Genomic DNA, 24,778 nt, shown 5'->3' on the forward strand with positions numbered 1-24,778 from the left:
GGCCGGACGTCATTGCATGTTGATGATGACGTTTTCCTGCCACATGCGCGGCAGACGCTTGGAGGTCTCTTCCCAGGCCTTGGCGTCCTTGATCGGCTGGGCCTTGGCGTACTGCTCGTTGGGCAGCAGCTTGGCCTTCACGTCGGCCGGCAGGGTCAGGTGCTCGGCGCGGATCGGACGGGCATTGCCCTTGGCCAGGTTGATCTGTCCGGCGTCGCTGAAGATGTATTCGCGGGCGAGCTTCGCGGCGTTCGGGTTCTTCGCGTACTTGTTGATGATGGTGGTGTAGCCGGAGATCACCGAACCGTCGGAGGGGATCAGCACCTCGAAGCGCGACGGGTCGATCTGGTCGCGGTAGCTCAGGCCGTTGAAGTCCCAGACGATGCCGACTTCCACTTCACCCTTCTCCAGGGTGTTGATCACCGGGTTGGTCAGCGACAGGCGCCCCTGCTTGGCGATCTGCGCGAAGAACTCCAGGCCCGGCTTGATGTTCTTCTCGTCGCCGCCGTTGGCGATGCTTGCGGCCAGCACGCCGTTGACCGCCTGGGCGGCGGCGCTGACGTCACCGATGGTGACCTTGTACTTGCCCTTGAGCAGGTCGGCCCAGCTGTGCGGGACGTCCTTCACCAACTGCTTGTTGACGATGAAGGCGATGGTGCCGGTGTAGGCCAGTGCCCAGTGGCCGTCCTTGTCCTTGGCCCATTCCGGGACCTGATCCCAGGTGCTGGGCTTGTAGGGCTGGCTGACGTCCATCTGCACGGCGATGGGGCCGAAGGCGGCGCCCACGTCGCCGATGTCGGCGCTGGCGTTTTCCTTTTCGGCCTTGAACTTGGCCAGCTCCTGGGCCGAGCTCATGTCGGTGTCCATGTGCTTCAGGCCGTACTTGCTTTCCAGGTCCTTCCAGGTGTCTTTCCAGTTCGCCCAGCTGTCGGGCATGCCCACGCTGTTGACCTGGCCTTCCTTGCGGGCGGCGGCTTCCAGCGTTTGCAGGTTGGCGTCGGCCGCCATGGCGAGGCCACTGCCGATGGCAATGGCCGATCCCAGCAGTGAAGCAAGCAAGCGTTTCATTCGGTGCTCCTTCGATCGTTAGGGTAGGTCCGTGTCCGGCATCCGCCGACGCGGGGAAACATGTGGTCTAGATCAGCAAGACCCAGGCCAATCTATGTGGCCTGGATGACAGTTTGATGTCCGGCCTGGCGCAGGCTTTGCCGGCAAGGCAATCTGGCGGGGCATCCGGGGAAAGCGTAGACCATCGCCAATAGCCCGGTTTCATTGGGCTACGCTGTTTTCTTGCGCTGGCATGGGCGCTGCTTGAAAGTGGCTTGTCACGGGACCGTCATGGGACTTTCCTAGGATGAAGGCACCCCGGAAAATCATGGAAATGCCCCGTTTCGGGGCTGGACTAGGCCAAAAGAGGAATCGGAATGCGCGATGCGGCGCTACCCACGGTGACGGCGATCTGCCGGGCACTGACCGAACAGATCGACAGCGGGCTGCTCAGCGCCGGCGGCAAGCTGCCGGCCGAGCGCAAGCTGAGCGAGCTGTTCGATACCACGCGGATCACCTTGCGCGAGGCCCTGGGCCAGTTGGAGGCGCAGGGGCTGATCTACCGCGAGGAACGCCGTGGCTGGTTCGTTTCGCCACCGCGCCTGCTCTACAACCCGCTGGTGCGCAGCCACTACCACGCGATGGTGGAAGGGCAGGGCCGCGTGCCGGCTACCGAAGTGCTGTCGGCCCGGCAGATTCCCGCCAGCGCGACGATCTGCGAGCTGCTGGAGCTGCCGGCGCTGTCCAGCGTCTACCAGATCCGCCGCCTGCGACGGGTGGACGGCCGGCTGGTGCTCTATGTCGAGCATTACCTCAACCCGGCGTACTTCCCGGGCATTCTCGACAGCGACCTCACCTGCTCCCTGACCGAGCTGTACGGCAGCCGCTACGACATCCGTTACGGCCGCGTGCGCTTCGACATGGTGCCCACCGCGCTGCACGGCGAGGCGGCCAGCGTGCTGCGGGTTGCCGAGGGTAGCCCGGCGCTGCGCATCACCCGCATCAACCGCGACCAGCATGGGCGCATCATCGATTGCGACCTGGAATTCTGGCGGCACGATGCGATCCACGTGAGCGTGGAAGTGCCGGATTAATACGGTGCCCACCTGTAGGAGCGGGCCATGCCCGCGATCGCGCGCACGGCGCGCTCCTACACCAATGCTTCAGCGATCCGGATTCCATTCTGGATACGCCGGAATCCCTTCCTGCGCCAGCCACGGGCGGTCATGGGACACCCAGATATGCCGCGCCGGCCGTGTGCCTGGGTCGTCGTCCAGGCTTGCCACGCGAACGATGACGTGGGGCTGGCCGTTGCGCTCGGCGATCAGTTGCGTCCCACAGCGTGGACAGAACTTGCGCAGCTTGCCTGGCGACGATTCGTACGCCGCCACCTTGTTCTCGCCGCGGGTCCAGCGAAAGTGCTTGCGCATCACCCCGGCGGTGGTGGCAAAGGCCGCCGAATGCGCCTTCTGGCAGGTGTGGCAGTGGCAATGGCCGATCGGCATGTCCAGGCCATCGATCTGGTAGGTGATGTCGCCGCACAGGCAGCTTCCGTTGAAGGGCATGTTCGATCTCCTGAAAGAAAAACGCCCGGCAAGTGCCGGGCGTTCGGGTCAGGGCAGGTCGGCGCTGTCGTAGAAGGCGCTGAGTACCTTGGTCAGGTAGTGCAGGTCCTGGCTGCCGGCCAGTTCGCGGATAGAGTGCATGGCGAAGGTCGGCAGGCCGATGTCCACGGTGCGCACGCCGATCTGGCTGGCGGTGATCGGGCCGATGGTGGAGCCGCAACCCATGTCGCTGCGGGTCACGAAGCTCTGCACCGGCACTTCGTTTTCCAGGCACAGGTGGCGGAAGAAACCGGCGGTCTCGCTGTTGGTGGCGTAGCGCTGGTTGCTGTTGATCTTGATCACCGGGCCGCCGTTGAGCTTCGGTCCGTGGTTGGCGTCGTGCTTGTCGGCGTAGTTGGGGTGTACGCCGTGGGCATTGTCGGCCGAAACCAGCAGCGAGCGCTGCAAGGTGCGAGTGAAGGCGTCGCTCTCGGGGATTACGCGGCGCAGCACCTGTTCGAGGAACGGGCCGTCGGCACCGCAGGCCGAGCAGGAGCCCACTTCCTCGTGGTCGGTGCAGACCAGCACGCCGCTCTGCTCATCGTCGCTGGCCAGCAGCGCCTGCAGGCCGGCATAGCAGGACAGCAGATTGTCCAGGCGGGCACCGGCGATGAAGGCCTGGTCGAGGCCGATCACGGCGGCGCGCTGGGTGTCGTAGAAGCTCAGCTCATAGTCGAGGATGGCGTCGGCGGTGATGCCGTGTTCCAGCTGCAGCTGTTCGCCGAGCAGGTCGCGGAAGTCGCGGCCTTCGCCGGCGGAAACCTGGGCCAGGATCGGCGGCAGTTCGGTCTGTGCGTTGATTGCCCAGCCCATGTTGGCCTCACGGTTGAGGTGGATGGCCAGGTTGGGGATGACGGCAATCGGCGCCTTGAAGTCGATCAGTTTGCTTTCCACCTTGCCGGCCAGGCGGAAGGTGACTCGGCCGGCCAGCGACAGGTCGCGGTCGAACCAGGGCGCGAACAGCGCGCCGCCATAGACTTCGACGCCCAGTTGCCAATAGCCATGGCGCACCAGCTCGGGGTTGGGCTTGACCCGCAGGCAGGGGCTGTCGGTATGTGCGCCGACCAGGCGCAGGCCGCGCTCCAGCAGCGGCGCGGTGCCGAGCTTGAAGGCGATCAGCGAGGAGTCGTTGCGGGTGACGTAATAGCGGCCACCGGCTTCGGTGCGCCAGGCCTCGCGCTCGTCCAGACGCTGGTAGCCGGCCTCGTCGAGGCGACGGGCGAGGGTCTGGGTGGCGTGGAAAGGCGTGGGGGAGGCCGCGAGGAAATCGATCAGGCCCTGGTTGAGTTCTGCACGCATGGGTAACTCCGGACAGCGAATGGCCGGAAGTTTAACGTAAATGCGCGAATCTGCGGCCGGATGAAGCGTGTCATTGGGCACCCGCGGTTGTACGCCAGCAGTGGGGCATTCGTAGGAGCGCCCCATGGGCGCGATCGCGGGCATGGCCCGCTCCTACGGGTTGTCAGAACGGCGCGGGCGACTCGAAGCGCAGGCGCTCGCCGGTCTGCGGATGGGTCAGGGCCAGCATGCTGGCGTGCAGGCACAGGCGATCGCGCAGGGTGAGGGCTTCGCCTTCGGCATACAGGCGGTCGCCCAGCAGCGGGTGGCCGATGCTGAGCATGTGCACGCGCAACTGGTGCGAGCGGCCGGTGATCGGTGTGAGTTCGACGCGGCTCCAGTTGCCGTGGCGTTCCATCACGCGCCAGAAGGTCAGTGCGTGACGGCCCTGCTCGAAGTCCACCACGTGGCGCGGCTTGGTCGGCGGGTCATAGCGCAGCGGCGCTTCGATGCGGCCGCTGTCCAGCTCCGGCTCGCCCCAGCAGAGCGCGGTGTAGGCCTTCTCGGTTTCACGGTCGTGGAACTGGCGGGACAGCTCGCGGTGGCTGTCGGCGTCGCGGGCGAGGACGATCAGGCCCGAGGTTTCCCAGTCCAGGCGATGGACGATGCGCGCTTCCGGGTAGCCGTTCTCCTGCAGGCGGGTGATCAGGCAATCCTTGTTGTCGTCCGCGCGGCCGGGCACGGAGAGCAGCAGGGTGGGCTTGTTCACCACCAGCAGGGCGGCGTCCTCGTGGACGAATTCGATCTGGGAAAGCGGCATGGAAACTCTTGCGCGAATGAAAGTGACAGAAACGACTGCGGCGGCCGAGGCCGCCGCAGGTTCACCCAGGCCGGATCAACGCTCCGGCAGGGTGATGTTGAGTTCCAGGATCGAACAGCTGCCCTGGTTGGCCAGCTCGACCTGGACTTGTTCCTGGTCGATGGGCACGTATTTGCGGATCACTTCCAGCAGGTCTTTCTGCAGCTGCGGGAGGTAGTCCGGTTGCGAACGGTTGCCGCGCTCATGGGCGACGATGATCTGGAGTCTTTCTTTCGCGATGGAAGCGCTGGAGGGCTGCTTCCGGCTGCGGAAGAAATCTAAAAGGCTCATTCACGTCCTCCGAACAGTCGTTGCAGGAATCCTTTCTTCTGCACGTCGAGGAAGCGGTGGGGCATTTCTTTGCCCAACAGTCGCTCGACGGCGTCGCTGTACGCTTGGCCGGCATCGCTTTCTTCGTCGAGGATGACCGGTACGCCCTGGTTGGATGCCTTGAGCACCGCCTGGGATTCCGGAATCACGCCGAGCAGACGAATGGCCAGGATTTCCTCGACGTCCTCGACGCCGAGCATTTCGCCCTTGGTGACGCGCTCGGGGTTGTAGCGGGTCAGCAGCAGGTGCTCCTTGATCGGGTCCTCGCCTTTCTCGGCGCGTGCGGACTTGCTGGCCAGCAGGCCGAGCATGCGGTCGGAGTCGCGAACCGAGGAGACTTCCGGGTTGGTCACGACAATCGCCTCGTCGGCGTAGTACATGGCCAGGTGGGCGCCTTTCTCGATGCCCGCCGGGGAGTCGCAGATGATGTAGTCGAAGGACTGCTTGAGCTCTTCCATCACCTTGCCGACGCCTTCCTGGGTGAGCGCGTCCTTGTCACGGGTCTGGCTGGCGGCCAGCACGTACAGGTTCTCGAGGCGCTTGTCCTTGATCAGGGCCTGGGTGAGGGTGGCTTCGCCGTTGATGACGTTGACGAAGTCATACACCACGCGGCGCTCGCAGCCCATGATCAGGTCGAGGTTACGCAGGCCCACGTCGAAGTCGACGATGACGGTCTTGTGGCCGCGCAGGGCCAGGCCGGTGCCGATGGCTGCGCTGGAAGTGGTTTTACCGACGCCACCCTTACCGGAAGTGACTACGAGGATCTTGGCCAAGGTGATTCACCCCAAAGAAAAAACGAAGAATTCTGGTCCCTGAAAGTCGCGGCAGTATCCGTTAAAGGCGGGTGATGTTCAACACGTCACCCGACAGGCTGACATGCACCGCCTGCCCCCATTGCGGACTGCGTCGAAGGTCTTCGGCGACCTTGTAATTACCAGCGATGGACACGAGTTCCGCGGCCAGCTGCTGGCAGAAAATCCGCGCGCTGGTGTCACCCTTGACACCGGCCAGGGCACGACCGCGCATCGGACCGTAAACATGGATATTGCCGTCGGCGAGAAGTTCCGCACCCGGACTGACCGGGGCCAGCACGATCAGGTCGCCACCGGCGGCATAGATCTGCACGCCGCCGCGTACCGGGGTGGTCACCAGTTTGGTCGGCCGGACGACCGGCGCCGGCGGTTCGGCCGGCTTTTCCGGTGCGGCGTCCTTTGCCGGCTCCTGGGGCTCGGCCGGTTTTTCCGCCTGGGTTTCGGCCGGGGCTGCCTCGGCAGGCTTTTCCAGCTGTGCGCTGGCGCTGCCGGCGGCCTGCTCCACGGCCTTCTCCGACAGGCGCTCGCCGCGCGGGCGGCGCACCGGGGTGGCGCCGGTCAGCGGGGCGGCCACATCTTTCGGCTCGACGGTGCGTTCGCGGGACGAACCGGACGGCGGCAGTACCGGGATGTCGAACATGGTCGCCAGGCGGATGTCTTCCTCGCGACTGGCACGAACGGCCAGGGTGCGCAGGCCGTGGCGGCGGCAGATGTCCAGCACGCCCTGCAGGTCGAGCTGGCCTTCGCCGTCGGGCAGCTTGTCCAGCGCCAGCACCAGCGGGGTGTCACGGAAGAAGTTGGGTGCCTGGGCGACCTTGTCGGCGAGCTGACGGTCCAGGCGCGGCAAGTCGTTGTGGGCCAGTTCCAGAACGGTGACGGCGAGCATGCTGCCCTTGAGCTGGAATACGGGATCGTGGTCGAGAAGGTCAGCTTGGCTCATGGTCGGACTGCGTCATTAAATGGGTTGGACTTATAGCGGACCGCCCCGGCAGCCGCAAGCGTGGCGCATAGCCAGGGCTGAAGGCAGGCACGGCGCGCGTCTGCAAGGTAGAATGTCCGGCTTTGATCGTGACCGGAAAGTTCCATGGACCGCCCCAGCTTTCGCCGAGAGTTCCTCCACCCCCGTCACTGGCCGCTCTGGCTCGGCCTCGGCGCGCTCTGGCTGGTGGTGCAGCTGCCGTATCCGGCGCTGCTCTGGCTGGGGCGAGCACTGGGCGCGGTGATGTACCGCGTGGTCGGCAGCCGCCGGGCGATTGCCGCGCGCAACCTGGAACTGTGCTTCCCCGAGCTGTCCGCTGCCGAGCGTACCCGCCTGCTGAAGGAAAACTTCGCCTCCACCGGTATTGCCTTCTTCGAGATGGCCATGAGCTGGTGGTGGCCCAAGGCACGCCTGGCGAAGCTTGCCCATATCGAAGGCATCGAGCACCTGAGGAAGGCCGAGGCCGAAGGCAAGGGCGTGATCCTCATGGCCATGCACTTCACCACCCTGGAGATCGGCGCGGCGCTGCTTGGCCAGGTGCAGACCATCGACGGCATGTACCGCGAGCACGACAACCCGGTGTTCGATTTCGTCCAGCGCGCCGGCCGCGAACGGCACAACGCCGACGCCACCGCCATCGAGCGCGAGGACGTGCGCGCCATGCTCAAGGTGCTGCGCGCCGGTCGCGCCATCTGGTACGCACCGGACCAGGACTACGGCATCAAGCAGAGCATCTTCGTGCCGCTGTTCGGCATCCAGGCCGCCACCGTCACCGCCACCACCAAGTTCGCCCGCCTGGGCCGCGCCCAGGTGTGCCCGTTCACCCAGTCGCGCCTGGCCGACGGTTCGGGCTATCGCCTGATCATCCACCCGCCGCTGGAGGACTTCCCCGGCGAGACCGAAGAGGCCGACTGCCTGCGGGTCAACCAGTGGGTGGAAAGCGAGATTCGCCGCCAGCCCGAGCAATACCTCTGGGCGCACCGCCGCTTCAAGAGCCGTCCCGAAGGCGAACCCAAGCTCTATGCCAGGAAGAAGAAGTAGAGCGAGGCGGGCTACTCTGGATACGACGTGACAGGGACTGCATCCGTGACCGATTCCACCCGCCCCGCGACATCCCCGGCCGTGACCGGCCTCATCCTTTCGGGTGGTGGCGCGCGGGCGGCTTACCAGGTGGGCGTGCTGGCGGCGATCGCCGAACTGCTGCCGGAGGGGGCCGAGAATCCCTTCCCGGTGATAGTCGGAACCTCGGCCGGAGCGATCAATGCCGTGGGGCTGGCGTGCGGGGCGCTGTCCTTCCCGACGGCAGTACAGCGGCTCACCCAGGTCTGGAAGGGGTTTCGCACCGGCCAGGTGTACCGGGCGGACTGGTCGGGCGTGGTCAGCCAGGCCTTTCGTTTTCTCGGCCACAGCCTCCTCGGGCTGGGCAAGCGCCAGCCGGTGGCGCTGCTCGACAGCCGGCCATTGCGCTACCTGCTGGAGCGCGAGCTGGATTTCTCCGGCATCGCCGCCGCCGTACGCCGCCGCAACCTGCGGGCGGTGGCGGTCACCGCGTTCGGCTATGAGTCCGGCCAGGCGGTGACCTTCTACCAGGGCCGCGCCACCATTGATCCCTGGCTGCGCCATCGGCGGGTGGGCGTGCCGACTCGCCTGAGCCTGGAACACCTGCTCGCCAGCTCGGCGATCCCGTTGCTGTTCGCGCCGGTGAAGGTGCAGCGCGAGTTCTTCGGCGACGGCGCGGTGCGCCAGCAGGCTCCGATCAGCCCCGCGCTGCACCTGGGCGCCAACCGCGTGCTGGTGATCGGGGTGAGCGGCAACCCGACCCTGGGCAGCGCCAACGAGCAGGTGGCCAATTACCGTACCGGCCAGCCGCCGAGCCTGGCGCAGGTGGGCATCCACTTGCTCAACAGCACCTTCATCGACAGCCTGGAAGGCGATATCGAGCTGCTGAACCGGATCAACTTCTTGAGTTCGATGGTGCCGGAAGGCAAGCGCCGTGCGGCGCTGGGGCTGCAGCCGGTGGACGTGCTGCTGATCTCGCCCAGCCGGCCGCTGGATGAAATCGCCGCCGAATATCGCCATGAGTTGCCGCGTGCGCTGCGCCTGTTCCTGCGTGGGCCGGGGGCGACCAAGGCGAGCGGGGCGGGGGTGTTGAGCTACCTGCTGTTCGAGCCGGGCTACTGCAATGCGCTGATCGAACTGGGTTATCGCGATGCCATGGAAAAGCGCGCGGAGATCGCGCGCTTTCTGGGGATGGAGGAGTGGTCGTTGTAGCCGCGACGTTTCCGTGAGCGTAGGAGCAAGCTTTGCCCGCGATGGGTTCCCGGCGCGAAGCGGAGTCATCGCGGACGGAGTCCGCTCCTACATACAGCCTGCCTTCGTGCGCGTGGCTCAGACCGCCAGCACGCCATCACGGTAATCGCGCAGGGCCTGCTCGATTTCCTCGCGGCTGTTCATCACGAAGGGGCCGTACTGCACGATCGGCTCATTGAGCGGCTTGCCGGCCAGCAGCAGGACGCGCGCGCCGCTGTCGCTGGAAAGCTGGACCTCGTCACCCTGGCCGAGCCGCACCAGGCGGTTGGTGGCCACGTTCTCTTCGCCGCGCTCGCCCGGTACCTTCAGCGAACCTTCGTAGACGTACAGCATCACCCGGTGTCCCGCCGGAATGCGCGGGCTGACCGAGGCGCCCGCCGGCAGCGTCAGGTCGTAGTAGTGCGGCTCAGTGCCGGGGCGTTGCACGGCGCCGTCCAGCACAGTTTCGCCATCGTCGAAGTGGCCGGCGATCACGGTGACGCCGACGCCTTGCGCGGTGGTGGTGCGCGGCACGTCTTCCGGCTCGATGTCGCGGTAGCCGGCCGGGGACAGCTTGTCCTTCGCCGGCAGGTTCAGCCACAGCTGGAAGCCGCGCATGGCTCCTTCTTCCTGCTCGGGCATCTCGCTGTGGATGATGCCGTGGGCGGCAGTCATCCACTGCACGCCGCCGGGCTTGAGCAGGCCACGGTTGCCCAGGTGATCCTCATGGCGCATACGCCCTTCGAGCATGTAGGTGACGGTCTCGAAGCCACGGTGCGGGTGGGCCGGGAAGCCGGCGATGTAGTCGTCCGGGTTCTGCGTGTCGAATTGGTCGAGCATCAGGAACGGGTCGAAGCGCTCGATGCCGGGGCCGCCGATCACGCGGGTCAGGCGCACGCCGGCGCCGTCAGAGGCGGGGTGGCCGATGTGTTGGTCGATCAGGGTACGCAAACGGGTCATGGGAACCTCCTTGATCAGTGAATGGAGCCATCCTATTCCCAAACGATGAATCAATGGTTGCGAGTTTTTCGCCAAAACAATCGAATAATCAGATGTATTGGCCGAAAAAGAAACCGCCGCGAAAGGGCGGCGGTTTCGGCTTACTCCTGGATCTGCAGCTTGCGCGCTTCGCTGTAGACGTAGCGCAGCTTTTCGTACTCGAACGGGGAGTTGGTCTGGCCGTAGCGGAAGCTGTTGCTGTAGCGCTTGTCGACGATTTCCAGCACCGGCAGCTCCCAATACGTGCGACCTAGGCTGGAGACGTTGAGGTAGTTCACTTCGCGGGCCGCCACGAAGTCGGTCACCAGGCCGCCGGTGTCGCGCACGTTGGAGGGACCGAGGATCGGCAGTATCAGGTACGGCCCCGCCGGCACGCCCCAGTAGCCCAGGGTTTGGCCGAAGTCCTCGCTGACCTTCGGCAGGCCCATGGCCGTGGCCGGGTCCCAGAGGCCGGCAACGCCGAGGACGGTGTTGAACAGCAGACGCGCGGTGCTGTTCGCCGCCCGTTCGGCCTTGAGCTGGCCAATGCTGTTGAGCAGCGTCGTCACTTCGCCCAGGTTGCTGAAGAAGTTGCTCACGCCGGTGCGCACGAAGCGCGGAGTGACGTATTCGTAGCCATGGACCACGGGCAGGAACACCCACTCGTCGAAGCGGTAGTTGAAGTGGTAGACGCGGCGGTTCCATGACTCCCACGGGTCATAGACATTGAGGGCGTCCAGGGTGGCGCGCTCGAACTCACGCTGGTCCAGGCCGGGATTGAACTTCAGCGCATCCATCGGGTGCTTGAAACCGTCGGCCTGCGGCGGCTCGGAGAAGCTGTCGTTGCTGCGGGAGGTGAACGTCAGGCTGTCGTCAGCCTGAGCCAGGCCGCAGCACAGCGCCAGGACGAAAATCCAGGAAGAGCGGAATGGCATGGGTCAGTTCCCTGTCTGCACGGTTGCCAGGCCCGGGGCCTGCGCATCCTGTCCTTTGAAGAACGCCAGCATGTCCTGCGCGTTCACGCGGTAGTTGAGGTTGCCGCAGTGGCCTCCCAGCGGGTAGAGCGTCAGGCGATCGCCGAAGGTGCGGCGCAGGAAGCCGATGTCGCCCGGGCCGAGGATGACGTCGTCGGCGTTGTGCATCACGGCGATCTTCGGGCTGTCATGCAGGTAGTCCTGCAGGGCGTAGAGGCTCACCTGCTGGATCATCTGCGGCAGGCTGTTGCCCTTGCCGTGGGCGCGCCAGACCGGGATCAGCTGGTCGGTCATGTAGCATTCAAAATCGCACTGCATGGCGCGCTTGAAGAAGGGCTCCAGGCTGGTGCCTTCCTTGATCGGGTAGTTCGGCGGGGTGATCAGGCCGCGACGGTTGATCAGGTCGGAGGTGAAGACCATGTCGGCGGCCGAGAAGCGGAACACCGCGCCGATCAGCATGGCCATTTCTTCGTTGGAAAGATGCTGTTTGGACTGCTGCAGTTCATAGAGGAAGGCATCGTTCAGGTCGACATAGCCTTTCTGCTTGAAGTAGCGCGACAGCTTGCCCAGCACCACCTGGTAGAAGGTCTTGGAGTCGTTGATGCCCTTGACCCGGGTTTGCACCATCTTGTCCAGGTTGCTCACCGAGGTGTAGAGGTTCACCGGCGGGTTGAGCAGCAGCACACGCTTGAAGTTGAAGCTGCGGCGGGTTTCATCGAGCTGGCTGACGAAGGCCGCGTGCAGGGCGCCCAGGCTGTAGCCGGTAAGGTAGTAGTCGCTGACCGGCAGCTCGGGGTGCTGGGCGCGCACCGCCTGCATCACCCGGTAGAGGTCGTCGGCATCGGTGGGGGTGTAGCCGGGCGTGGCGGATTGAGAGGCCCCGGCCATGAAGTCCCAACTGGTCGGCGAGGAAATCTGCACCACGTGGTAGCCGGCGCTGTAGAACAGGCGCTTGAGGTATTCCGGGGTGCTGCTGAAGTAGGGCGCGCCGGTGCCGGCGATGATGAACACCAGCGGCGCCTCGTGGTCCTGCCGGGCCAGGCGATAGTGCAGCTTCTTCACCGGCCAGAAGTTTTCCGGCAACTGGTGCTCGCGCTCCGGCCGCAGTTTCAGGGAGTAGTCTGCCTGGCGAATGTCTTCGGTGTCAGGCAGTTGCGGGCGCAGCTCCGGTGGCGTCGTGGCGATGGTCGCCTCGAACGGATTGGTCAGCGGATAGCCGTAGCCGGCCTCCTCGACGTCACGGCTGAATGCCGGCCCGGCAAGCGCCAGAGCGAGACTGCCGAGCAGGACGGCCGCGCGTGAAAGACATTTCATGGTGAGGGGAGTCCTTTCAGAAAGAAGCCAACTCTAGGGAAACCGGCCCATATGACCAGTGGATTGCCGACAAGTGCGGCCGTGGCCTCACGCCTTGTGGGCCAGCTCACGCAGGGCATCGCCGGTCAGGCGATAGACCGTCCATTCATCCTGTGCTCTGGCGCCCAGGCTCTTGTAGAAGCCGATGGCGGGCTCGTTCCAGTCCAGCACGGACCACTCCAGGCGTCCGCAACCGCGTTCCACCGCCAGGCGCGCCAGTTCGGTGAGCAGTGCTTTGCCCAGTCCGGCGCCACGGGCGGCGGGGCGCACGAACAGGTCTTCCAGGTAGATGCCCGGCTGGCTGAGCCAGGTGGAATAGTTGTGGAAGAACAGCGCGAAACCCTGCGGCTCGCCGTCCACCTCGCCGATCAGCACTTCGGCGTAGGGGCGCGGCCCGAACAGGTGCTCGTGCATGCGCTCGGCGTCGGCCTTGACCTCATGGACGAGACGCTCGTAGTCGGCGAGCTCGGTGATCAGCTCGATGATCAGAGGAATGTCGGCGGGGACGGCAGGGCGGAGCGCAACGCACGGCATGGGCGGTACCTTGATGAGGGGATGCCCGAGGATGCCCCGTGGCCGGCCTCGCTGGCAACTGCCCGATGCGACGGCGCTAAAGGCGTTCCAGGCTTTCCACCCAGACCAGTTCGCAGGCTCCGGCGCCGGTGTCTTCACGGGTCAGGGAGCTGACCCAGCGCCAGCCGTCGTCCGCCTCCACGCGCACCAGTTTGCCGGAGAGGCGGATGCGCTCGCCCTTGTCGACCTGCGCCAGGGTGCGGGCCACGCTGTCGTTGGCGGGAATCATGTGCATGTTCGCGCTGTGGGTTTCGATGTCCCGGCGCGGAATCGGCATGGTGTCGGCGTGCCAGTGGTACCAGCGGTTGCCCTGGGTGATGCGGATGCCGGCGAGGATGTTCGGATCGGCCATCGGACCCCAGCCCAGCGCAAGGTCGGTGGGGGAGAGTTCCGCCTCGCGCCCCAGGCGATAGTCTTCGCGGCCCAGTACCAGGGCTTCGAGCGTGAAGTCCTCGAGCGGATAGATCGAATAGCGCTCCACCCGAAAGCCGCCGCCGGGCAGGGCGCTGCCCTGCTGTGGCGGCGCATGGGGGCGCTCGCCGGGCCAGAGCCACCAGAAGCTGACAAGGACGCAGGCCAGCAGGAACAGGTTCGATCGCTTCATCGCGGGCTCCGTTGCTGCCCGCAGTGTAGGTAGGCGCCACGCCTCTTGCATCGGCCATTGCGCTGGTTATGCTGGGCGCCGTTTCCGCCCCGGAGAGGCACCATGCCCCGTCGCTTGCCCGTCATCCTGCTGTTGCTCGTCTTGTCGCTATGGCTGGCCGCCAGCTATGGCGTGCGTTTCGGGCTGATGGAAGACAGCCGCTGGGTCGGGCTGTGCGCCGAATCGGCCAGCCGCTGGGAGTGCGCCACGCGTGCGCAACTGGGCTTGCTGATTCATTTCGGCGTGTTCGGCACGCTGGCGCTGGGCCTTTCTGCACTGGCCTTCCTGGTTCCCGGCCGTGCCGGTTGGTGGCTGGCTGCCGTGGGGATGTTCGCGGCGTTGCCGGCGCTGGTGCTGTACAACGCCGGTCTAGCGGTGTTCGCCGTGGTGCTGGCCGGGCTGCGCCTGGTGCGCGGGCAGCGCGCCTGATTCAGCTGGCGTTCGCCTGCGCTCCCGTTGCCAGCGGCAGGGGTTGCTGCAGGCCGCGCCAGAGTGCTCCGAGCAGCAGCAGGCTGACCGCCGCCCAACCCAGCGCCTGCAGATTGCCCAGGCCTTCCAGGAAAAGTTGCACCGGCAGGCCCAGGCTGATGAAGGCGATCAGCAGCAGGCTTTCGCGGCGCGGCGCTTGCACCGGCCGGCACAGGTAGACCAGCGCCGGGAACAGCAAGGCAACGCTGGGGAAGCTGCGGTAGCGGGCGTCGAACACCAGGCCCAGCATCAGAACCGCCCCCGCGAAGCCCGTCGCCGCCAGCCAGATCCCGGCGCGTTTCTCCAGCCAGTCGAAGGCCGCCGTACGCCAACCCTGGCGCGCCGACAGGCTCAGGCAGACGTGCAGCAGCACCAGCAGATTCAGGCTGACCAGGCAGGCCGCCCACAGCCATTCGTCCCAGGAGCGGGTGGTCACCACCGCCAGCTCTGCCCACAAACCGATACAGGCACCGCCCAGTGCGGCGCTCAGTGGCAATAGCAGGGCGGTGCGGGAGGAGGCCGGCCGGCCGCCCAGCAGCAGTCCGCCGGCCAGGATCAACCCGGACAGTCCCAGCCACATTGGCCAGCCCGGCAGGTTGCTGACCGGCCCGGCGAGCACGCCTTTCTCCTCGCGGTCGGCGCTGAACAGGCCCCAGTAACCACCCACCGCGCCTTCGCTCTGGCGCTTCCAGGGCTGGTCGAAGGCTTCGATCAGGTTGTAGCGCCAGCCGCGCTCCTCGGCCATGTGCACGAAGCCGCGAATGAACCGCGCCTCGTTGACCCGGCTGGGCACGGCGGTTTCACGTTGGCGGCCTTCGCTGGGCCAGCCGGTCTCGCCGATCAGGATGTCCTTGGGCGCGAACTCGCGGCCGAAGCCTTCGCGGATCTGCGCCACATGGGCGAGGGCGTCATCGATGTTGCTGGGGTTGTCTTCCCAGTAGGGCAGCAGGTGGATGGTGACGAAGTCCACCGCCGGGGCGATCTCCGGGTGGCGGTGCCAGAACTCCCAGACATCGGCGTAGGTCACCGGCTGGCGTACCTGCGACTTCACCTGGCGGATCAGCCCGGCGAGGTAGGTGGCGGTGACCTCCTTGCGTAGCAGGGTCTCGTTGCCGACGATCACTGCCTGGACCACGTCCGGATACTCGTTGGCGGCCTTGATCAGCGCGCTCACCTCGTTCTGCGTATCGACGGGATTGGCGTTCACCCAGGCGCCGAGCATCAGCTTCAGGCCGTGCTTGCGGGCCAGCGCGGGGATGCCTTCCAGGCCGGTCATCGAGTAGGTGCGCACGCAGTCGAAGCGCGTCGCCAGCAGGGCGAGGTCGGCGTCCATTTGCGCCGGGCGCAGGACGAAGGGCTGGTCGAAGGGCGACTGGTCCTTGGCGAAGGGGCTGTAGGACGCGCATTGCAGCTTGTGCGTGGGCGTCGCCGCGTCGGGCAGGTTCACCGGTTTGCCCAGCCCGTACCAGAGCCCGCACAGGGCGGTGACGGCGATCAGCAGGGCGAGGCAGTAGGGCAGGAGCGGAAAGCGCGAAGACTGGGGCATGGGAGCACGCGAACCGTGGCGAGGCGCGCATCTTAGCAATGCCGCCGGCTGGCGTCAGCGCCCCCTGCGGGCACTCAGGCGTGGCGGTGCACCCAGTTGTGCGCCGGCACGGCATCGCCCGGCTGGCCTTGTTCCAGGCGCTTCCAGAGCTTTTCGTGGAAGTGGAAGCCCACGGCGTTGCACAGCGGCTCGACGATCGCCAGCAGGCCGCCTACCGTGATACTGCCGGTCAGGGCATAGGCCACGCTGAAGGCGATGGTGAAATGCATCAGGGTGAAGGTGACGGTCTTGAGCATGGCGGCTTCTCCCAGTTGAGAATTGTTCTCTGTTGAGAAAAGACTATCGCGGAGGCACCCCGGCGGGTAATCGAGCCTCTGTATGGAGGCGATAGGCCGCCACCTTCGTCGCGGATGGAATGGCTGGGTCGTGGACGGACGGTTTCTGTCGTGGATCGGATCGTTGCGTGTCGTTCTCAGAGCAGCCCCCGCGGCGGCCCGGCAGATGATGTAGGGGCGGCCAAGACCGCGAAATGCGACGGGTTCGCCCGGACGCTCCGACAAAAAATACGGGGAGAAAACCATGCGAATGATGCGACGCCTGTTGGGCCTGGGCGCAGGGCTGGTGCTGTCGGCGGCTGCGGGCCTGGCCGGTGCGGCGGCCAAGCCGGAAGTCACTCTGGGTTACGTTGATGGCTGGTCCGACAGCGTGGCCACCACGCACGTGGCCGCCGAAATCATGCGCGAGAAGCTCGGCTACCAGGTCAAGCTGATGCCGGTCGCGGCCGGGATCATGTGGCAGGGCGTGGCGCGCGGCAAACTCGACGCCATGCTCTCGGCCTGGCTGCCGGTCACCCACGGCGCCTACTACGACAAGATGAAGGACAAGGTGGTCAACCTGGGTGTGAACTACCCGGGCGCGAAGATCGGCCTGATCGTACCCGAGTACGTGAAAGCCAACAGCATCGAGGACCTCAAGGCACAGAAGGCTGACTTCGACGGCCGTATCGTCGGTATCGACGCCGGTGCCGGGGTGATGCTCAAGACCGACCAGGCGATCAAGGACTACGGCCTGGACTACAAGCTGGTGGCCAGTTCCGGCAGCGGCATGATCGCCGAGCTGACCCGTGCGGAGAACGACAAGAAGGCCGTGGCGGTCACCGGCTGGATTCCGCACTGGATGTTCGCCAAGTGGAAGCTGAAGTTCCTCGAAGATCCGAAGAAGGTCTACGGCGAGGAAGAGCACGTCGACAGCGTGGCCAACCCGGCGCTGGAGAAGAAGGCACCGGAAGTCTGGGCCTTCCTGAAGAAATTCCAGTGGAAGGACGGCCAGGAAATCGGCGAGGTCATGCTCGCCGTGCAGAACGGCGAAAAGCCGGACGTGGCCGCCAAGAAGTGGGTGGAAGCGCATCCGGATCGCGTGAAAGAGTGGCTGTAAGCGCTTAGATCGCGCCGCGCCTGACACAGGAAAATCCCCCGCGAAGCCAAGCCTTCGCGGGGGATTTTTTCATTGCGCCGTGTCTATTCCGGGCTTGTTCGCAAAAATCTCGGGAAGGCGACGACCTCCGCTACGACTAAAGTCGTCTGGAGTGCTTGCACCGTAGTCCTAAAGTGGAGATCGACGACATCCGCGTCATCCCCGCTGTGAGGACAAGAACAAAATGAACGACAGCATCTACCAGCGGATTGATACCAATCCGCGCTTCAAAGAGCTGGTGGCCAAGCGCGAGCGATTCGCCTGGCTGCTCTCCCTGGTCATGTTGGGCCTGTACGTGAGCTTCATCCTGCTGATCGCCTTCCAGCCGCAGCTGCTTGGCGCGAAGATCAGTGCCGATTCGTCTGTCACCTGGGGCATCCCCATGGGCGTCGGGCTGATCGTCTCGGCCTTCGTGCTCACCGGCATCTACGTGCGCCGTGCGAACGGTGAATTCGACCGTCTGAACCAGGAAATCCTCAAGGAGGCCCAGCAATGAAAGGCCGTATCGCCGCGGCCCTTGCTCTGGCCGCATTTGCCCCCGCACTCTGGGCTGACGCCCTCACCGGCGAGGTGAAGCGCCAGCCGCTGAACCTGTCCGCCATCATCATGTTCGTCGCCTTCGTCGGCCTGACCCTGTGCATCACCTACTGGGCCTCCAAGCGCAGCAAGTCCGCCGCCGATTTCTACACCGCCGGTGGCAGCATCACCGGTTTCCAGAACGGCCTGGCGATCGCCGGCGATTACATGTCCGCCGCGTCCTTCCTGGGCATTTCCGCGCTGGTGTTCACTTCGGGCTATGACGGCCTTATCTACTCCATCGGCTTCCTGGTCGGCTGGCCGATCATCCTGTTCCTGATCGCCGAACGCCTGCGCAACCTGGGCAAGTACACCTTCGCCGACGTGGCGTCCTACCGCCTCAAGCAGAAGGACATCCGTACCCTGTCCGCCTGCGGTTCGCTGGTGGTCGTGGCCTTCTACCTGATCGCGCAGATGGTCGGCGCCGGCAAGCTGATCGAGCTGCTGTTCGGCCTGAACTACCACGTCGCGGTGGTCATGGTCGGCATCCTGATGGTGCTGTACGTGCTGTTCGGCGGCATGCTGGCCACCACCTGGGTACAGATCATCAAGGCCGTGCTGCTGCTCTCGGGCGCCACCTTCATGGCGATCATGGTGCTCAAGCACGTCAACTTCGACATCAGCACCCTGTTCTCCGAAGCCATCAAGGTCCACCCGAAGGGCGAGTCGATCATGAGCCCCGGCGGCCTGGTGAAGGACCCGATCTCGGCCTTCTCCCTGGGCTTCGCGCTGATGTTCGGCACCGCCGGCCTGCCGCACATCCTGATGCGCTTCTTCACCGTCAGTGACGCCAAGGAAGCCCGCAAGTCGGTGTTCTTCGCCACCGGTTTCATCGGCTACTTCTACATCCTGACCTTCATCATCGGCTTCGGCGCGATCCTGCTGGTCAGCACCAACCCGGACTTCAAGGACGCCACCGGCGCCCTGCTGGGCGGCAACAACATGGCCGCCGTGCACCTGGCCAACGCCGTGGGCGGCAGCCTGTTCCTGGGCTTCATCTCCGCCGTGGCCTTCGCCACCATCCTCGCGGTGGTTGCCGGCCTGACCCTGGCCGGTGCCTCGGCCGTGTCCCACGACCTGTACGCCAGCGTGCTGAAGAACGGCAAGGCCAACGAGAAGGATGAGCTGCGTGTGTCGAAGATAACCACCGTCTGCCTGGGCGTAGTGGCGATCATCCTCGGCATCCTGTTCGAGAAGCAGAACATCGCCTTCATGGTCGGCCTGGCCTTCTCCATCGCCGCCAGCTGCAACTTCCCGGTGCTGCTGCTCTCCATGTACTGGAAGAAGCTGACCACCCGCGGCGCCAAGATCGGCGGCTGGATGGGCCTGATCACCGCCGTGGTGCTGATGATCCTCGGCCCGACCATCTGGGTGCAGATCCTCGGCCACGAGAAGCCCATCTACCCGTTCGAATACCCGGCGCTGTTCTCCATGGCCGTGGCCTTCATCGGTATCTGGTTCTTCTCCATCACCGACAAGTCCACTGCGGCCGACGAAGAGCGCGCGCGCTTCTTCCCGCAGTTCATCCGCTCGCAAACCGGCCTGGGTGCCAGTGGCGCCGTCGCCCACTGATCGCCTGAGCTGACCTGCCGGGGCCGGGGGTGGAAACACCTCCGGCCCCGCTGCTTTGAGACGGGGACTATTGGATGTCCGACGATTTCAATTTCACCGCGCCGCCCTTCGACCAGTTGCGCCCGCAGGAGCGTGAGCAACTGCGCGATGCGCTGAGCGTGGGTTACTACACGGTCGACGAAGTGCTGCTTGAGCCCGGCGCGCCGGTGCCGTGCCTGTTCATCCTGATGAAAGGCGTGATCGAGGAGCGCGGCGAGGACGGCAAGCTGTTCGCCCAGTACGCCGCCGAGGATCTGTTCGATGTGCGCGGGTTGTTTTCCGGCAGCAGCAAGCACCGCTATCAGGCGGTGGAAGAGAGCATCGTCTACGAGCTGCCGGCGGAGGTCTTCCACCAGCTCTGTACGAGCAATCCGCAGTTCGCCCGTTTCTTCCGTGCCGACCTTGCCAGCAAGCGCCAACTGGAACGCCGCGACGGGCAGAACCTCGCCGAATTCATCCTCACCCGCATCGCCCGCGAGCACCTGCTGCCGGCTATCGAGGTGGAGCCGACGCTGCCCCTGGGCGATGCCGCGCGCCTGCAACTGAGCCGTGGCGCCGATGCGCTGCTGGTGCGCGAACAGGGCGCGCTGGGCATCGTCACCCGTACCGACCTGATGGTTGCGCACTTCCGCGACGGCCGCAGCGAGGCCGAGCCCATCGGCCCGCTGGCGCACCGGCCGCTGGCCAGCGTCGAGTTGGGCGACTTCCTGTTCGACGCCATGATCCTGATGACCCGCCAGCGTATCGAGCGCGTGGCGGTCTGCGAGGCGGGCAGGGTGGTCGGCCTGCTGCACCTGACCCAGGTGCTCAGCCTGTTCTCCACGCATTCCCATGTCCTGGCGCTGCGCATCGCCCGCGCCGAGAGCGAGGCGGAGCTGCGCGCGGCGGCGGAAACCCTGCACACCCTGATCGCCACCCTGGCCGGCAACGGCATCCGCCTGCGTTTCATCATGCAGTTGGTCAGTGCGCTCAACGAGCAATTGCTCCAGCGCCTGTTCGAACTGCTGATCCCGCCGACGCTGCGGGGCAAATGCTGCCTGATGGTAATGGGCAGCGAAGGCCGTGCCGAGCAGTTGCTCAAGACCGACCAGGACAACGCCCTGATCCTTGCCGATGATCTTCCGGTGGAGCAGGGCCTGCACCTGATGCAGCGTTTCTCCGCGGCGCTGCTGGACTTCGGTTATCCACCCTGTCCCGGCGGTGTCATGGCCAGCCGCAGCGAATGGTGCAAGCCGTTGTCCGAATGGCAGCACGAGCTGCGAGCTGTGCCGTTGCAGGGGCGCCCCGAGCAACTGATGCGCCTGTCGATCCTCGCCGATGCCTGGCCGGTGGCCGGCAACCTGCAACTGTTCGACGGCCTGCGCGAGAGCCTGAATGCCCTGGCCGGCGACGACAGTCGCTGGCTGAGCGACCTTGTGCTGCCGGCCCTGCAATTCGACACGCCACTGACCTTCCTCGGCCAGCTCAAGACCCAGGACGCGCACCTGGACATCAAGCGCGGCGGCATCTTCCCCATCGTCCACGGCGCCCGCGCCCTGGCGTTGCGCGAAGGGCTGGAGGAGCGCGGTACCCTGGGTCGGCTCGCCGCGCTCAAGGCGCTCGGGGTGCTGGATGAGTCGCTGGCGGACAACCTGGTGGAGTCCTTCGAGCTGTTCCTGCAACTGCGCCTGCGCCAGCAACTGGACGGTCAGCGCGACGGCCGGCTGCAGGGGCTCGATGTTTCGCGCCTGAGCCGCCACGAGCGCGACCTGTTGCGCTACGGTTTGCATGTGGTGAAGAAGTTCAAGCAGAGCCTGGTCCGGCAGTTCCACCTGGAGACCCGATGAACGCGTGTGTGAGCCTTCCCGATCAGCAGTGGTCCGCCTGGCGCCGCCGCCTGTACTGGTGGCGGCATGATCCGGCGGACGCCGAGGAGCTGGTGTCGCTGGACCTGGAGACCACCAGCCTCGATCCGCGCAAGGCCGACATCCTCAGCATCGGCGCCGTATGCATCCGGCGTGGCAAGCTGATCCTCGGCGAGCGCCTGGAGTTGCTGGTGCAGCCGCCGCCGAGCCTGGACGGCGAGTCCATTCGCATCCACAAGTTGCGCCGAACCGACCTGGAGGGGCAGCTGCCGCTGGCGGAAGCGCTGCGCCGGGTGCAGGCGTTCGTCGGTGATCGTCCTTTGCTTGGCTATTACCTGTCCTTCGATGTCGCCGTCTTGCGCCGGCACCTGCGCGAGCAGCTGGGCGCGCGACTGGACAATCCACGGGTGGAGGTTTCCGAGCTGTACCACCGCAAGATGAGCCGGCGCTTCCCAGACCTGCACCTGGACCTGCGCTTCGACACCCTCGCGCGCAACCTGGATATTCCCGTGGAAGGCCGCCACACCGCCATCGGCGATGCGCGCACCGCCGCGTTGATGTTCCTGCGCCTGCGCAAGGGCTCGCTGCCGCGCAATCTCGGTTGAGTCCGCGGCAGGCCAGCCGAATCTTTGAATCTTCCCAGGACCGTGCCAGTCCCAGACTACAAGCGCTGGCCAGTCGCCTCACCGCGAGCCATCGCCCCTCGTCAAGCCAAGAGGAGAGACGACATGGGACTCGGGACCATTCTGTTGATCATTCTGATACTGCTACTGATCGGTGGCCTGCCGGTCTTCCCCCACTCGCGCAACTGGGGCTACGGCCCCTCCGGTGTCGTCGGCGTAGTGCTCGTCGTCCTGCTGGTGCTGATATTGCTCGGGCACATATGAGCCCCGCCGGGCCGCCCGGTGCTCCGGGCGGTTCGCGACTTCCATGATCTCGCAGGGTGACTCATCGCACAGCCCGCCCGCCACGCTTGCTCTAACATGCTGGGCCTTTGCCATCAGGGAGTCGTACGGGATGCTGGGCGTTGTACTGATCGCGTTGGGAGCCATCTGGCTGCTCGTCCAGTGCGGGCTGGGTGTGCCGCCGCTGGTCGAAGCCATGACGCTCGACCCGGTGGACAATCCGACTCGCTACTGGCAATTCGCTTTCCTGGGGCCGGCGATCCCGCTGGCCTTTGGCGTCTTCCTGCTGCGCTACCGCATCAGCGGGCTCGCCCAATTCAAGCGAGAGCACATCCATTGCACGACTCACGTGCTGGTCTTTGCCGGCATTGCCCTGGTGCTCGGCAAGCTCTGTGTCCTGCTGATCGATTGACCGCCTGATTCAGGGGCCTGCGACGGCGGTTTGCCGGGGGCATTCAGCGCCCTGATTTCGCCGCTGGGGGCGCGAAGCCGTGGTTACACTTCGGCTCACGTCCTAACAAGAAAGGCAGACCTCCCCATGCAAAATCGCATCATGATCACCGGCGCCGGTTCCGGCCTCGGTCGCGAAATCGCCCTGCGCTGGGCCCGCGAGGGCTGGAAGCTGGCCCTGGCCGACGTCAACGAAGCGGGTCTGGCGGAGACCCTGAAACTTGTGCGCGCAGCCGGCGGCGACGGCTTCACCCAGCGCTGCGACGTGCGCGACTACAGTCAGCTGACCCAGCTGGCGCAGTCCTGCGAAGAGAAATTCGGCGGCATCGACATCATCGTCAACAACGCCGGCGTCGCCTCGGGCGGCTTCTTCAGCGAGCTGTCGCTGGAAGACTGGGACTGGCAGATCTCGATCAACCTGATGGGCGTGGTCAAGGGCTGCAAGGCCTTCCTGCCGCTGCTGGAGCAGAGCAAGGGGCGGATCATCAACATCGCCTCCATGGCCGCGCTGATGCAGGGCCCGGCGATGAGCAACTACAACGTGGCCAAGGCCGGCGTGGTGGCGCTATCGGAAAGCCTGCTGGCGGATCTGAGCCTGGTGGACGTGAAGGTCCACGTGGTCTGCCCGTCGTTCTTCCAGACCAACCTGCTGGATTCCTTCCGCGGCCCGAGCCCGGAAATGAAGACCCAGGTCGGCAAGCTGCTGGAAAGCTCGCCGATCAGCGCCGCCGACATCGCCGACTACATCCATCAGGAAGTGGCCCGCGACGTCTTCATGATCCTGCCCCACGAGCAGGGCCGCATGGCCTGGCAGATCAAGCAGCAGAACCCCCAGGCGATCTACGACGAAATGGCGAAGATGGCGGAGAAGATGCAAGCCAAGCGTCGCACGCTCGCCTGAGAACCTGATTACGATCTGCTGCGCGTCGGCATAACTGCGTTGAGAGCAGCTGAGAAATGCTCATGGACTGCGTGTCCACTCCGCTTTCTCAGCTGCTCTCGCCTTGTTCTGCTCTAGCTCGCAAGATCGTAAAGCAGGTTCTGGGTAAGGAATCGGCTCTCTTTTGGTGCGAAGAAAAACAGGGCTTGCCCACGCCGGTGCAAAGGGTTAGCTTTAGTCACCGGCCTGCCTGGCTGAAGAACGTTGGACCCCGGTGAAAGCCCCGCACATTTCGCGGGGCTTTTGCTTTTTCGGGCCACTGCGCATCGGCGTGGATTCGCGCTTTGCGTGTTGGCGGGCCTGTGTTAGAAGGCACCGGTGTCATTGAAGGAAGAACCCCCTTGCAGTCCGAATCCATCGTCTATGGTTGCATCCGCGACTGGCCCGGCGACTCGATGGAGCGCCGCCTGCGCCGCGCCGCCAACCGCAAGGTGCTCGACAGCCTGCCGATGGGCGAGGCCTGGCCCTTCCTCGGCCGCGAGATGTTCAGCCGCTGCGAAACCGAAGGCGCGGGCCTGTACCAGTCCCAGGTGATCCACTTCGGCGCCAGCTACCAGACCATCGAGTACGAATGGAAGCTCTGGGTCGAGCAATTCGAGGCCCTGCTGCGCCGCCTCTACTGGGCCAGTGCGGTGGTCCACCTGGAAACCGAAGTCAACGGCAGCCACACCTTCCGCTGGGAATCGGAGAACGGTTTCCACAGCCCGCGCGAAGGGGAGTTGAAAGTGCGCTGCGCCTGGGAACGCGAGGGCGGCCTGCGCGGCTGACCGGCACGCCTCCCGTCACGGAAAGAGCCCATGATCAACTACCTCTGGTTCGTCCTCGCCGCGTTCTGCGAGATCGGCGGCTGCTATGCCTTCTACCTCTGGCTGCGCCTGGACAGGAGCGCCCTGTGGATAATTCCCGGCCTGCTCAGCCTGACGGTATTCGCCCTGCTGCTCACCCGTGTCGAGGCCAGCTATGCCGGGCGTGCCTATGCCGCGTACGGTGGCATCTACGTCGCCGCTTCACTGTTCTGGCTGGCCTTCGTGGAAAAGAGCCGTCCGCTGTGGAGCGACTGGGTAGGCGTCGCGCTGTGCGTGATCGGCGCCAGCGTGGTGCTGTTCGGGCCTAGATTCGCGCCCTGATTGCGGTGACGCCTATAGATAGAGTCTGATGCAGCTCTCGTAGGAGCGGATCTTATCCGCGAAATCCCGGCGCAGCCGGGACACAGGACAGAGCACCGGCCTGTCGGCCGGATCGCGGA

General features: G+C 65.4%; 28 protein-coding genes. 14 read left to right on the plus strand and 14 right to left on the minus strand.

The features are described from left to right. Positions 1-9: 9 nt before the first annotated feature. A complete protein-coding gene (locus ACQ5BL_RS01965) occupies positions 10-1,068 on the minus strand; it encodes an ABC transporter substrate-binding protein (RefSeq protein WP_243805671.1) in 1,059 nt (352 codons plus the stop codon). A gap of 356 nt (positions 1,069-1,424) precedes the next feature. Between ACQ5BL_RS01965 and ACQ5BL_RS01970 the strand changes: the two genes are divergently transcribed. Then, a complete protein-coding gene (locus ACQ5BL_RS01970; RefSeq protein WP_243805669.1) occupies positions 1,425-2,141 on the plus strand; it encodes a UTRA domain-containing protein in 717 nt (238 codons plus the stop codon). Between the two features lie 69 nt (positions 2,142-2,210). Here ACQ5BL_RS01970 and ACQ5BL_RS01975 read toward each other — a convergent pair whose 3' ends face one another. From ACQ5BL_RS01975 to minC, 6 genes are all read right to left on the minus strand, one after another. After that, positions 2,211-2,612 (minus strand): GFA family protein, encoded by a 402-nt coding sequence (locus ACQ5BL_RS01975; RefSeq protein WP_243805667.1) that lies wholly within the window; start codon positions 2,610-2,612, stop codon positions 2,211-2,213. Between the two features lie 48 nt (positions 2,613-2,660). Continuing rightward, positions 2,661-3,950, minus strand: coding sequence for a M18 family aminopeptidase (locus ACQ5BL_RS01980; protein ID WP_243805665.1), 1,290 nt, complete (start codon positions 3,948-3,950; stop codon positions 2,661-2,663). Between the two features lie 163 nt (positions 3,951-4,113). Further along, complete coding sequence (locus ACQ5BL_RS01985; RefSeq protein ID WP_152221710.1) at positions 4,114-4,749, minus strand: RluA family pseudouridine synthase; 636 nt, start codon at positions 4,747-4,749, stop codon at positions 4,114-4,116. A gap of 75 nt (positions 4,750-4,824) precedes the next feature. Next, positions 4,825-5,079, minus strand: a complete 255-nt coding sequence (minE, locus tag ACQ5BL_RS01990) for a cell division topological specificity factor MinE (protein ID WP_207887941.1) — start codon at positions 5,077-5,079, stop codon at positions 4,825-4,827. Next, positions 5,076-5,891 carry a septum site-determining protein MinD gene (gene minD / locus ACQ5BL_RS01995; RefSeq protein ID WP_207887944.1) on the minus strand — a complete coding sequence of 272 codons (816 nt, stop codon included), beginning with the start codon at positions 5,889-5,891 and terminating at the stop codon, positions 5,076-5,078. The genes minE and minD overlap by 4 nt, the downstream gene beginning before the upstream one ends. A gap of 61 nt (positions 5,892-5,952) precedes the next feature. Beyond that, entirely contained in the window at positions 5,953-6,870 is a 918-nt protein-coding gene (gene minC, locus ACQ5BL_RS02000) for a septum site-determining protein MinC (RefSeq protein WP_430292768.1), read from the minus strand. A 144-nt stretch (positions 6,871-7,014) separates the two neighbouring features. Here minC and ACQ5BL_RS02005 point away from each other — a divergent pair, with 144 nt between their 5' ends. Continuing rightward, the gene (locus ACQ5BL_RS02005; protein ID WP_243805662.1) at positions 7,015-7,950 is read left to right on the plus strand and encodes a lipid A biosynthesis lauroyl acyltransferase; all 936 of its coding nucleotides are present in this window, start codon (positions 7,015-7,017) and stop codon (positions 7,948-7,950) included. Between the two features lie 45 nt (positions 7,951-7,995). Beyond that, positions 7,996-9,180 (plus strand): patatin-like phospholipase family protein, encoded by a 1,185-nt coding sequence (locus tag ACQ5BL_RS02010; protein ID WP_430292769.1) that lies wholly within the window; start codon positions 7,996-7,998, stop codon positions 9,178-9,180. 117 nt (positions 9,181-9,297) lie between these two features. On the opposite strand, the gene ACQ5BL_RS02015 is transcribed toward ACQ5BL_RS02010, so the two are convergent. The 5 genes from ACQ5BL_RS02015 to ACQ5BL_RS02035 form a co-directional block, all read right to left on the minus strand. Continuing rightward, positions 9,298-10,158, minus strand: a complete 861-nt coding sequence (locus ACQ5BL_RS02015; RefSeq protein ID WP_243805660.1) for a pirin family protein — start codon at positions 10,156-10,158, stop codon at positions 9,298-9,300. A 140-nt stretch (positions 10,159-10,298) separates the two neighbouring features. Next, the gene (locus tag ACQ5BL_RS02020) at positions 10,299-11,111 is read right to left on the minus strand and encodes an MlaA family lipoprotein (RefSeq protein WP_243805658.1); all 813 of its coding nucleotides are present in this window, start codon (positions 11,109-11,111) and stop codon (positions 10,299-10,301) included. A gap of 3 nt (positions 11,112-11,114) precedes the next feature. After that, complete coding sequence (locus ACQ5BL_RS02025; RefSeq protein ID WP_207887954.1) at positions 11,115-12,464, minus strand: serine/threonine protein kinase; 1,350 nt, start codon at positions 12,462-12,464, stop codon at positions 11,115-11,117. A gap of 87 nt (positions 12,465-12,551) precedes the next feature. Then, positions 12,552-13,037, minus strand: coding sequence for a GNAT family N-acetyltransferase (locus ACQ5BL_RS02030; RefSeq protein ID WP_207887956.1), 486 nt, complete (start codon positions 13,035-13,037; stop codon positions 12,552-12,554). A 76-nt stretch (positions 13,038-13,113) separates the two neighbouring features. After that, a complete protein-coding gene (locus tag ACQ5BL_RS02035; protein WP_243805657.1) occupies positions 13,114-13,680 on the minus strand; it encodes a hypothetical protein in 567 nt (188 codons plus the stop codon). 102 nt (positions 13,681-13,782) lie between these two features. On the opposite strand from ACQ5BL_RS02035, the gene ACQ5BL_RS02040 reads away from it, so the two are divergent. Next, positions 13,783-14,148, plus strand: coding sequence for a hypothetical protein (locus ACQ5BL_RS02040; RefSeq protein ID WP_243805655.1), 366 nt, complete (start codon positions 13,783-13,785; stop codon positions 14,146-14,148). 1 nt (position 14,149) lies between these two features. Here ACQ5BL_RS02040 and ACQ5BL_RS02045 read toward each other — a convergent pair whose 3' ends face one another. Both ACQ5BL_RS02045 and ACQ5BL_RS02050 read right to left on the minus strand, forming a co-directional pair. Further along, positions 14,150-15,733 (minus strand): glycosyl hydrolase family 17 protein, encoded by a 1,584-nt coding sequence (locus tag ACQ5BL_RS02045; protein ID WP_243805653.1) that lies wholly within the window; start codon positions 15,731-15,733, stop codon positions 14,150-14,152. A gap of 74 nt (positions 15,734-15,807) precedes the next feature. Beyond that, entirely contained in the window at positions 15,808-16,029 is a 222-nt protein-coding gene (locus tag ACQ5BL_RS02050) for a DUF2061 domain-containing protein (RefSeq protein WP_207887964.1), read from the minus strand. Between the two features lie 283 nt (positions 16,030-16,312). Between ACQ5BL_RS02050 and ACQ5BL_RS02055 the strand changes: the two genes are divergently transcribed. The 10 genes from ACQ5BL_RS02055 (at position 16,313) to ACQ5BL_RS02100 (ending at position 24,659) form a co-directional block, all read left to right on the plus strand. Continuing rightward, positions 16,313-17,167, plus strand: coding sequence for a glycine betaine ABC transporter substrate-binding protein (locus tag ACQ5BL_RS02055; RefSeq protein ID WP_207887966.1), 855 nt, complete (start codon positions 16,313-16,315; stop codon positions 17,165-17,167). Positions 17,168-17,390: 223 nt separating this feature from the next. Beyond that, a complete protein-coding gene (locus ACQ5BL_RS02060; RefSeq protein ID WP_207887968.1) occupies positions 17,391-17,702 on the plus strand; it encodes a DUF485 domain-containing protein in 312 nt (103 codons plus the stop codon). Continuing rightward, entirely contained in the window at positions 17,699-19,354 is a 1,656-nt protein-coding gene (locus ACQ5BL_RS02065) for a cation acetate symporter (protein WP_207887970.1), read from the plus strand. The genes ACQ5BL_RS02060 and ACQ5BL_RS02065 overlap by 4 nt, the downstream gene beginning before the upstream one ends. Positions 19,355-19,428: 74 nt before the next feature. Then, entirely contained in the window at positions 19,429-21,219 is a 1,791-nt protein-coding gene (locus ACQ5BL_RS02070; RefSeq protein ID WP_243805651.1) for a DUF294 nucleotidyltransferase-like domain-containing protein, read from the plus strand. Then, entirely contained in the window at positions 21,216-21,842 is a 627-nt protein-coding gene (locus ACQ5BL_RS02075) for a 3'-5' exonuclease (protein ID WP_243805649.1), read from the plus strand. The genes ACQ5BL_RS02070 and ACQ5BL_RS02075 overlap by 4 nt, the downstream gene beginning before the upstream one ends. A gap of 123 nt (positions 21,843-21,965) precedes the next feature. Further along, the gene (locus ACQ5BL_RS02080; RefSeq protein ID WP_207887975.1) at positions 21,966-22,124 is read left to right on the plus strand and encodes a DUF3309 family protein; all 159 of its coding nucleotides are present in this window, start codon (positions 21,966-21,968) and stop codon (positions 22,122-22,124) included. A 130-nt stretch (positions 22,125-22,254) separates the two neighbouring features. Further along, the gene (locus ACQ5BL_RS02085) at positions 22,255-22,554 is read left to right on the plus strand and encodes a hypothetical protein (RefSeq protein WP_243805647.1); all 300 of its coding nucleotides are present in this window, start codon (positions 22,255-22,257) and stop codon (positions 22,552-22,554) included. Positions 22,555-22,680: 126 nt separating this feature from the next. Then, positions 22,681-23,493: an SDR family oxidoreductase gene (locus ACQ5BL_RS02090; RefSeq protein ID WP_207887979.1), complete on the plus strand. Its 813-nt coding sequence runs from the start codon at positions 22,681-22,683 to the stop codon at positions 23,491-23,493. 380 nt (positions 23,494-23,873) lie between these two features. Continuing rightward, positions 23,874-24,299, plus strand: a complete 426-nt coding sequence (locus ACQ5BL_RS02095) for a hypothetical protein (protein WP_015478190.1) — start codon at positions 23,874-23,876, stop codon at positions 24,297-24,299. Positions 24,300-24,329: 30 nt separating this feature from the next. After that, positions 24,330-24,659: a YnfA family protein gene (locus tag ACQ5BL_RS02100; protein ID WP_243805645.1), complete on the plus strand. Its 330-nt coding sequence runs from the start codon at positions 24,330-24,332 to the stop codon at positions 24,657-24,659. The last annotated feature ends 119 nt before the right edge of the window (positions 24,660-24,778 follow it).

The organism is Pseudomonas sp. B1-22, from assembly GCF_050474425.1.
Taxonomy (GTDB): Bacteria; Pseudomonadota; Gammaproteobacteria; order Pseudomonadales; family Pseudomonadaceae; genus Pseudomonas.